The organism is Secundilactobacillus similis DSM 23365 = JCM 2765 (assembly GCF_001311075.1).
Taxonomy (GTDB): Bacteria; Bacillota; Bacilli; order Lactobacillales; family Lactobacillaceae; genus Secundilactobacillus; species Secundilactobacillus similis.
This window is the reverse complement of record NZ_BBAD01000104.1, coordinates 1-8,978: the sequence shown is the minus strand read 5'-3', so window position 1 is coordinate 8,978 and position 8,978 is coordinate 1. Positions and strand designations below refer to the sequence as shown.

6 protein-coding genes and 2 pseudogenes are annotated in these 8,978 nt (G+C 48.8%); 2 read left to right on the top strand and 6 right to left on the bottom strand.

The window, feature by feature from the left end:
* Positions 1-264: 264 nt before the first annotated feature.
* The 5 genes and pseudogenes from glyA to JCM2765_RS15000 form a co-directional block, all read right to left on the bottom strand.
* Positions 265-1,526: pseudogene (gene glyA, locus JCM2765_RS15020) on the bottom strand (serine hydroxymethyltransferase).
* A 99-nt stretch (positions 1,527-1,625) separates the two neighbouring features.
* Positions 1,626-2,657 carry an L-threonylcarbamoyladenylate synthase gene (locus JCM2765_RS15015; RefSeq protein WP_054737402.1) on the bottom strand — a complete coding sequence of 344 codons (1,032 nt, stop codon included), beginning with the start codon at positions 2,655-2,657 and terminating at the stop codon, positions 1,626-1,628.
* A gap of 31 nt (positions 2,658-2,688) precedes the next feature.
* Positions 2,689-3,528, bottom strand: a complete 840-nt coding sequence (gene prmC, locus JCM2765_RS15010; protein ID WP_054737401.1) for a peptide chain release factor N(5)-glutamine methyltransferase — start codon at positions 3,526-3,528, stop codon at positions 2,689-2,691.
* A pseudogene (gene prfA, locus JCM2765_RS15005) lies at positions 3,521-4,601 on the bottom strand (peptide chain release factor 1). The gene prmC and the pseudogene prfA overlap by 8 nt, the downstream one beginning before the upstream one ends.
* 10 nt (positions 4,602-4,611) lie before the next feature.
* Positions 4,612-5,196 (bottom strand): thymidine kinase, encoded by a 585-nt coding sequence (locus JCM2765_RS15000; RefSeq protein WP_054737400.1) that lies wholly within the window; start codon positions 5,194-5,196, stop codon positions 4,612-4,614.
* Positions 5,197-5,739: 543 nt separating this feature from the next.
* On the opposite strand from JCM2765_RS15000, the gene JCM2765_RS14995 reads away from it, so the two are divergent.
* A complete protein-coding gene (locus JCM2765_RS14995; RefSeq protein ID WP_054737399.1) occupies positions 5,740-7,089 on the top strand; it encodes a Mur ligase family protein in 1,350 nt (449 codons plus the stop codon).
* A complete protein-coding gene (locus tag JCM2765_RS14990; RefSeq protein WP_054737398.1) occupies positions 7,086-7,790 on the top strand; it encodes a type 1 glutamine amidotransferase in 705 nt (234 codons plus the stop codon). Before JCM2765_RS14995 ends, JCM2765_RS14990 begins: the two co-directional genes overlap by 4 nt.
* A 40-nt stretch (positions 7,791-7,830) precedes the next feature.
* On the opposite strand, the gene JCM2765_RS14985 is transcribed toward JCM2765_RS14990, so the two are convergent.
* Positions 7,831-8,978, bottom strand: a 1,148-nt coding sequence (locus JCM2765_RS14985; RefSeq protein ID WP_369404085.1) for a serine hydrolase domain-containing protein, incomplete at its 5' end; no start/stop codon positions are given.

Below are 8,978 nucleotides of genomic sequence, written 5' to 3'. Positions count from 1 at the left end.
GAACTGCATGCAAGGCGACATCGATAAACCCGCCAGGCCCGGGCGCTTCACCGATGTCGCCTTGCACACTGCTCTCAACCCGTCTCGCTCCGCACACTATCGCTGGACACAAACGTAAATAACCATCTAAATTCAAAATACGCAAAAAACCGGAAACTCTCCTTCGAGAATTTCCGGTTTATCACCATTTAGGTCGACAGCTAATCAAATGCGAAACTCACATTTACATCAGAAATCTACCATAATATGGTGGCTTATTGTTCACTATTTACCAAATTCGATTGGTGCCACGTACGCATCGATTGGATGAGCATCCGTCAACGCACGAACATCGGCCCGAACTTGATCCAAGACTTGGTCATCTTCTGGATGTTCAACTGCGGTTACGATCAGTTCAGCAACGCGCTTTGCATCTGCTTCCTTGAAGCCACGAGTTGTAATGGCTGGCGTTCCTAAACGAATCCCAGACGTCTTAAATGGACTCAATGGTTCGTTTGGAATAGATTCCTTGTTAGTGGTGATCATAACAGAATCCAGCAGTTCTTGCGTCTGCTTACCGTTCAACGTTGTCTTGGTCAGATCAAGGGTCATCAAGTGGTTATCAGTGCCACCTGAAACAACCCGGATATGTTCTGACGCATTGAAGACGGCTGCCATGGCTTGCGCGTTCTTAACGATTTGTTCTGCGTAATCCTTAAATTCAGGTTGGGCATCTTCGAGTAACGCGATGGCCTTCCCGGCAACCACATGCTCTAATGGACCACCCTGAGTGCCAGGGAAGACGGCAGAATTGATCTGCTTTGCGTACTTTTCTTGTGACAGGATCAACCCACCACGAGGGCCACGCAACGTCTTGTGGGTCGTTGTGGTGACCACGTCAGCGATGCCAACTGGGTTAGGATGAACCCAGCAGCCACTAAACCGGCGATGTGCGCCATATCGACCATCAAGTAAGCACCGACTTCATCCGCAATGTCACGGAAAGCTTGCCAGTCGATGATCCGGCTGTAGGCTGAGGCCCCAGCGACGATCATTTGAGGCTTCACCTCTTTAGCAAGCTCGCGGATCATATCAAAGTCGAGTAATTCAGTTTCTGGATTCAAACCGTAGCTGTAAGCCTCGTAAAGCTTACCACTAAAGTTGACCTTGGCCCCATGACTCAAGTGGCCACCAGAATCCAAGCCCATTCCCAGAATTGTATCCCCAGGCTTCAAGAAAGCCGCGTACACGGCTTGGTTTGCTTGGGAGCCGGAGTGTGGTTGCACGTTGGCATATTCTGCGTGGAACAACGTCTTAGCCCGTTCGATCGCCAAGTTTTCGACAACGTCGATGTACTCGTTACCACCATAGTAACGCTTTGAAGGATAGCCTTCAGAGTACTTGTTGGTCAAAACGGAACCTTGAGCAGCCCGAACTGCGGGCGACACGATATTTTCAGAAGCGATTAACTCAATATTATGCTGTTGGCGGTCCTGTTCTTGACTAATGGCCTGCCATAACTTCGGATCTTGTTCTTGATAACTCACACAATCAGCTCCTTGGCATTTGATACGTTAAGTTTATCAAACTTAGGGCTAAAAGCAAAGGGTCTAGACCGTAAAAACCAAACAAAAGGCAAAACGGGCCTATTGTTCGTTCGTAAAATGCATCCCACCGGCTGATTTATCTAACCGGTTCATGTAAGCGGCACCAAGCCCTTCATTGGCGAATCCAGCCGTTAAAATATAGGCGACTTCTGACTCAGTATCAAAATGACGTAACCCCGCAAATAACCGGTGGGTGGCCGAAGCAACGTCTGCACCTAATGAATAGACTTCAACGTTCGCCGGAATGGTTAACTGGGCCAATTGACCGTCAGTGGCCATTAAGCCGACAGTCCCGGCTTGTTGACCGGCCCACGTCATGGCTGCCTTAAAGTCATCAACGGAATCTACGATTTCAACCTGGGCGCTTGGCGCGTAATGCTTGTATTTCATCCCCGGGGCCTTCGGAATTTCATTTTTACCGACATGATGATGGTCGGCTTTCACGTCACCGATAACGGCTTCCAGTTCGGCAACGGTTACGGCACCCGGTCGTAAAATCGTCGGCACGTCAACCGACATATCGATGATCGTTGACTCGACGCCGACCGTCGTTGGGCCATCATCCAAAATACCCGCAATCTTCCCCTTTAAGTCGTGATAAACGTGTTCCGCTAAAGTTGGGCTTGGCTTGCCAGACGTGTTAGCAGATGGCCCAACAATTGGCACCCCTGCCGTTTCAATCAATGATAACGTTGCCTGACTAGCTGGCATCCGAAATGCGGCAGTTGATAACCCACCAGTCACGACCTTAGCGAGTGCGTTAGGTTGTAGCGGTAACACGATTGTCAACGACCCTGGCCAGAACTTCGCAATCAACTGCTTGACCTGTTCCGTTAGTGGTTGCGCAAACCGCTCAACCATTGCAACTGACGACACGGTCACGATCAATGGGTTATCACTAGGCCGGCCCTTTGCTTGGTACACCTTACCCACTGCCGTTTCATTGGTTGCATCCGCACCCAATCCGTAAACTGTTTCAGTCGGAAAGGCGACGAGTTCGCCCTGGTTCAATAACGCCGCTGCCGCTTTGATCTGATCGGCATGGTCAGCATGATAAATCGTTGTTTCCATAGTTGTCTTCTCCTCGTTTATTAGTTTGATCTCACATCGCCACGTGTAGCATCCGGTCATGGCCCGCAATATCTTGGCGAGCCGTGACGGTAGCGGTCGGGAATCGTTTTTCAAATAACGTCGTCAGCGCCTCACGCTGCTGGAACCCATACTCTAGGAATAGGTGGTGTGTCGTGGCGACTCCGGTTGCTAATTGAGCTGCTAGTTGTTCATACAATGCCAATCCGTGGTGGTCAGCAAACAATGCCATGTGCGGTTCGCTAGCTAACACGTCCGCGTCCATCACTGATGCTTCCTCTGGGTCGATATAAGGTGGGTTGCTAATAATGGCGTCAAGCGCTTGACCGGTAACGGGCTGTAATAAGTCCCCCTGTTTGAAAGTAACGTCTAGGCCTAACGCTGTGGCATTTTGACGCGCCACCCCCAATGCCCCCTCGGATAAATCACTAAGGGTCACTTGCCAAGCAGGCCGTTCCGCCTTCAAGCTCAACCCAATCGCCCCGCTGCCCGTGCCAACATCTAGGATGCGTTGTGACGTCTGAGGCAGGATCGCTAACGCCCATTCGACGAGTTCTTCCGTCTCTTGCCGGGGGATCAACACGTTTTCGTCTACTTTAAACGACCGACCGTAAAACGGCGCTGTCCCGACAATGTACTGTGGTGGTGTGCCAGTCGCATACTGCCGAATTGCGGCCTGATAACGGTCCAATAAGGCTTCCGGCACGTCTTTTCGATAGTGCAACAGCAAGTGGGTTTGATCCAACCCACTAAGCTCCTGTAACAAATACGTTGCCGCGGATTCGTCCAGTTGTTGGTCACTTAAAAACAAAGAAGCCCACCTCTGAGCTTCAAGGTAGGTCATCTTAGCCATTATTCAGCTGCTCCATCTTCTGGGTTTGATCATAGAGGATCAATGCGTCAATGACGTCATCTAAGTCCCCGTTCATGATTTTATCCAGCTTGTTCAGCGTTAAGCCGATTCGGTGATCCGTCACCCGGTTTTGAGGGTAGTTGTAAGTCCGGATCCGTTCAGAACGGTCCCCGGTCCCAACGGCTGATTTTCGTTGTTCGTCGTAGGCACTTTCTTCTTGTTCACGGTAGTAGTTGTAAACCCGTGACCGTAAGATTTGCATGGCCTTCGCCCGGTTTTGTTGTTGTGACCGTTCGTCTTGCATGGCAACAACGATTCCCGTTGGTAAGTGGGTCATCCGCACAGCAGAACTGGTCTTGTTGATATGTTGACCACCAGCACCAGATGACCGGTAAACGTCAGTCCGGATATCCTTAGGATCAATGTCAATATCAACGTCTTCAGCTTCAGGCATTACCCCAACAGTGGCAGTTGACGTGTGCAACCGGCCGGCTGATTCAGTAACTGGCACCCGTTGAACACGGTGAGCGCCACTTTCATACTTGAGCTTTGAGTAAACCTTGTTCCCACTGATCAACATGACGATTTCCTTGAAACCACCAACTTCAGTTTCGTTACGGTCGACCACTTCAACGGACCAGCTGCTTTTCAGCGTAGCGGGAGTACATGTCAAATAAGTCTGCAGCAAACAGACTGGCTTCGTCACCACCGGCGGCCCCATGAATTTCCATCACGATGTTCTTGTCATCGTTAGGATCCTTTGGTAAGAGCAATAACCGAATCTTGTCTTCCAATGCGGTCTTTTGAGGTTCTAATTCCTTCAGCTCTTCTTTGACAACTTCGGTCATCTCATCGTCAAGCTTTTCGCGTAACATCTCGTTGTCATCGTTGATTTGGCTCACAACGTTTTGGTATTGGCGATAAGCTTCAACCGTATCGCGAAGATCCGCCTCTTCCTTTGAGAGTTCCATGAAGCGGCGGGTATCCGCAATCACTTCTGGGTCACTGATCAATTCGTTTAATTCGTCGTAGCGGTCCACAACGGCTTGTAATCTGTCGAACATTTCGTCCATTATCTGTCTCCTATTCTCCTAACATGGTCAATGGTGGATGGTAATAGTGCTTCCGGCATACCGGATAGTACGCTTCATTGCCACCAATTTGTACTTGTTCACCCTCATAGACGGGTTGGTTGTCGTGAAAACGCAGGTTCATCGTGGCTTTTTTAGCACAGAACCAGCAGATCGTCTTCATTTCTTCCAATTTATCCGCGTAAAGCAACAGGTATTTTGACCCCTCAAATAACTCATTGCGAAAATCGTTTTTAAGCCCAAACGCCATTACTGGGATCTTTAACTCATCCACGATTTGAGCAAGTTGAAAAACGTGCTCCTTCGTCAAGAACTGAGCCTCATCGATCAACACGCAGTTGGCCTTTGGATTAATAGCTTTCACACGATCAAAAACGTTATCCTCATCAAAAATCGGGATTGCTTCGCGCTTCAAGCCGATTCGACTCGAAACCAGCCCCACACCGTCCCGATTATCCGTGCCACTGGTCATGATGATGACCGGCTTATTTTGTTCTTCATAGTTGTGGGCAACCTTCAAGATCTCGATGGTCTTACCACTGTTCATCGCACCGTACTTAAAAAATAATTGTGCCACTGGTCTCAGTCTCCACTCTTCACAAATTTCTTATCTATTATAGCGGATATTGGGGGAAAAATACAGAGTGGGACTCGAAACGTTTTGGGAGCGGAGTGTAAGGGCGTTTGATGGAAGTGCCGGGCCTGGCAGTTTCATTAAACGCCCTTACATGCAGCTCCCAATTTCGAGGCCCACGTTTCGCCTAAAAGCACCCCATCGGCAGCATCCTAACGGTTCAGAAACCCCAAAACAAATCAGCCAAAACAGCGCCGAAAATTGCTGCCACCATCGCCAAATTAACCTATCTCTCCAATTAATTTCAACAACAACTCACACCCATAATCCTTAATTTAATGCAAAATTAGCTTCAATCTCACCCACAACGCAAAAACATGGTAAAATATATGCTTGATGTTACGGGATGATTTAAGTTGGTTATAAGGTACTTCACCGTCATGACCAACCCCAAATCCACGCATTGAGCAGATTAGACTGTTCACTAATTTAACGATAAAAACCGGCACCCTTCGTTGCGCCGAACTGATATAAGGAGAATTCACCATGACATTACGTAGTCATTTTGCCACCTTCGCGGGTCGGTCATCTTACTGGTTCCTACATACTTTTTTAAAGGGTGGGAGTTCACTTCCGGGCAAGATCACCACTAAAATCGATCCCGATATTTTAAAACACCTGGGTCAAAACTACGACGTGGTCGTGATTACCGGGACCAACGGTAAGACGCTGACCACTGCGTTGACGGTGCGAGTCTTACAGCAAAAGTACCCCGATATTTTGACCAACCCAACTGGCTCAAACATGGAACAAGGCATCGTGACGACCTTTTTGCGGGCACCAAAGGCCAAGGGCAAGCGTCCAATCGCCGTCCTAGAAGTTGATGAAGCTAACGTCATCAAGGTCACGCGCTACATCAAACCGAAAGCCTTTGTTTTCACCAACATCTTCCGGGATCAAATGGATCGTTATGGTGAAATCTACACAACTTACCAAAAAATCATCGATGGCGTGGCGCTGGCGCCCGAAGCCACGATCATTGCCAACGGCGATGCCCCAATTTTCCACTCCAAGAACTTGCCTAATCCCATCATCTATTATGGTTTCCGGCACCAACCGGAGCAAGACATCAAGGCCAAGCCGAACACGGATGGCGTCCTTTGTCCCAACTGTCAGCACATTCTCCACTATCGTTACATCACTTACAGTAATTTAGGCAAATACTTCTGTCCGAACTGCGGCTTTGAACGACCAGTGTTAACACACGCCGTTACTGAGCTCGGCGAAATGACACCAACCAGCTCCGCCTTTAACGTTGACCAACACCCGATGAAGATTGAAATTGGTGGGTTGTATAACATTTACAACGCACTGGCTGCCTACTCAGTGGGTCGCTTCTTCGGCGTTGAACCTGAGGAGATCGAAGCGGCATTTAGCGAAGACAAAAAAGTGTTCGGTCGCCAAGAAGTGATCGACCTGGATGGTAAGAAGGTCACGTTAATCTTAGTGAAAAACCCAGTTGGCTTAAACCAAGTGCTGGATATGATCGCCACCGACAAGGAACCATTCTCCTTTGTTGGTTTGTTAAATGCGAACTACGCGGACGGTATCGATACTAGTTGGATCTGGGATGGCAACTTCGAAAAACTACCGAAGTTAAACATTCCGGCCTTCATCACCGGTGGCGAACGTTATAAAGATATCACTTTCCGTTTGAAGGTTGCTGGGGTGCCGGAAGATAAGCACCAAATCGTACCCGAACTCAGTAATGTTGTCGAAAAGATTAAGACTTTGCCAACCGAACACGTTTATGTTTTGGCAACTTACACAGCTGTGTTACAATTACGGAAATTATTAGCCGATCAGGGCTATATCAAGGAGGGAATGGGCGAATGACCTATGAACTAAATGTGGCTCACCTTTATGGCGACCTGATGAACACTTATGGGGATGTGGGAAACATTCTCGCATTAAACTATTACGCAAAACAAATGGACGTCCATTTGAACGTTCAAGTTGTCAGTCTCGATCAACCCTTCGATGCTGACCAAACTGACCTCGCTTTCTTTGGTGGTGGTCAAGACTTTGAACAAGTCATCGTGTCAAAGGATATCCAAGGTAAGAAGCAGGCCCTCACCGATTTTATCGAAGATGATGGCCCGGTGTTAGCAATCTGTGGTGGCTACCAACTACTGGGACACTACTACATCGATGCTAAGGGTGATAAGATTCCTGGCATCGGCGCCATGGATCATTACACTCTGGCTCAGGATAACAACCGATTTATCGGCGATATCGTCATCAAAAACGAAGAAACCGGCGAAACCTACCACGGCTTTGAAAACCATCAAGGGCGCACCTTCCTCGGTGAAGGCGAACGCCCATTAGGTAACGTGCTCGAGGGCCACGGTAACAACGGTGACGACCAAACAGAAGGCGCCATCTACAAGAACGCCTTTTGTTCTTACTTCCACGGCCCAATCTTGACGCGGAACGGTAATTTGGCAAAACGGTTACTCGTTGCCGCTCTCAAGCGCCGCTATCCAGACGCTGACTTGGCTCAACAAGAGGCCTTACCAATTGCAGCCACTTTCTAATTGAACACAAAAACGACGCTAGCTTGCGATTTCCGCAGTGCTAGCGTCGTTTTTTAATTGGCTTGGGTGGCTTTTTCAGCCAAATACGTGTTAATGAGTGCGTTACGCCGCTCCAAGAAACGAATATTCGGCGCCTTGGGATGAACGCGGTTAGATAAAAAGACCAGCCTTGATGCGTGGTTAAATCTAAAACCAGCGCCGTTCCGGTGTAACCACTGTGCCAAATACAGTTATGGGTTGTCGGAACTTTAGTCGGCAACAACGCCCACCCAAACGAGCGCCATTGATGCCGCAACGGCGTTTGGTCTTGACTCAACTCGCTTAGAAATGACGCTGGCATTGGTGCGCTTTCACCACCAGTCAGCATGGCTTGTTCAAACCGAACTAAATCATCACTCGTCGCAAACAACCCCGCTGATCCGCAGTGGCGCTGGAGCACAAACGCTTTAGGATCATGTGCAACGCCACGAATGACACCTCGAGTTGCAGACACCTCCGTAGGCACGCAATTTTGGGCGTCTAACGGCGTAAAGGTACTATCCTGCATGCCTAGCGGTGTCAGCACATGTTGCGCAATCAACGTTTGAATTGGCGCTCCTAGGATAGCTTCTGCAATCCAACCTAGGAAAATGAAGTTAATATCCGAATAAACCATTTTAACGTTGAAGTTCTCACCCACGTGCAACGTCAACAGTGCATCATGTAATTCCGCTGCACTAAGTTTATCACGATGCGGAATGTACCCGGTGATGCCTGACGTATGCGTCAGTAGATGCCGAACTGTCACCTGCGGATACCGCCACTTCGCGAGATATTTGCTGACAGAATCCGTCAGTGCCAATTGGCCTGCCGCAACCAACTGCAAGATGACATTCGTCGTGCCAACAACCTTTGTTAACGAGGCAACATCGTAAAGTTGACCTGCACGCAACGGTTCATATCCAGGAACCAACGATTCGGCCCCATACCGACCAGCAACCACTTGCTGACCATCGATAAACGCGTAACTCGCGCCAGGCACCGTGCCCTCATCGACTAACTCATGGATTGCCGCAATCGTCTGTTGATACGTCTTACTCATTGAACCGCTCCCATTCTGCTCTGCTTGTTTCGTTAACCTTACCACATCGTAACTGCTAATTTCGACTAGTGCTACGAAATTTTCGGTTTCTTTATGAATGCTTACGC

Coding starts and splice junctions, on each gene's coding strand:
- JCM2765_RS14990 (WP_054737398.1), top strand. CDS start 7,086: ATGACCTATGAACTAAATGTGGCTCACCTTTATGGCGACCTGATGAAC.
- JCM2765_RS14995 (WP_054737399.1), top strand. CDS start 5,740: ATGACATTACGTAGTCATTTTGCCACCTTCGCGGGTCGGTCATCTTAC.
- prmC (WP_054737401.1), bottom strand. CDS start 3,528: ATGGCTAAGATGACCTACCTTGAAGCTCAGAGGTGGGCTTCTTTGTTT.
- JCM2765_RS15015 (WP_054737402.1), bottom strand. CDS start 2,657: ATGGAAACAACGATTTATCATGCTGACCATGCCGATCAGATCAAAGCG.